1 protein-coding gene is annotated in these 615 nt (G+C 62.8%); it reads left to right on the top strand.

Features of this window, described 5'->3' with window-relative positions; translation table 11 throughout:
* On the top strand, nt 1–615 hold a 615-nt coding region (locus tag DXK94_RS21175; RefSeq protein ID WP_147294421.1), incomplete at both ends, for an amino acid permease.

The raw sequence follows: 615 nt of genomic DNA, 5'->3' as shown, positions 1-615 counted from the left end.
TGGGCCCTGATCGCCCTGGTCGTGGTCCTGGCCCTGAACCTGGTCTCGGTCAAGGTCTTTGGCGAAATGGAATTCTGGTTCGCCCTGATCAAGGTCGCCGCCCTGGTCATCTTCCTCATCGTCGGCACCTACTTCGTCATCTTCGGCACCCCCGTGGACGGCCAACAAGTCGGCTTCAGCCTCATCTCCGACAACGGCGGGATCTTCCCCAACGGCCTGCTGCCCATGATCATCCTCATGCAGGGCGTCCTGTTCGCCTACGCCTCCATCGAACTGGTCGGCACCGCCGCCGGCGAAACCGAAAACCCCGAAAAAATCATGCCCAAGGCCATCAACTCCGTGGTCTTCCGCATCGCGGTGTTCTACGTCGGCTCCGTCATCCTCCTGGCCCTGCTGCTGCCCTACACCTCCTACGAAAAAGGCGTCAGCCCCTTCGTGACCTTCTTCGGCTCCATCGGCATCCAAGGCGTGGACGTCATCATGAACCTCGTCGTCCTCACCGCCGCCCTGTCCTCCCTCAACGCCGGGCTCTACTCCACCGGCCGGATCCTGCGCTCCATGTCCGTCAACGGCTCCGCCCCGCGCTTCGCCTCCCGGATGAACAAAGCAGGCGTC

The organism is Arthrobacter sp. RT-1 (assembly GCF_003367205.1).
Taxonomy (GTDB): Bacteria; Actinomycetota; Actinomycetes; order Actinomycetales; family Micrococcaceae; genus Arthrobacter.
The sequence above is the reverse complement of the archived record's forward strand: the minus strand, read 5'-3'. Positions and strand labels throughout refer to the sequence as shown.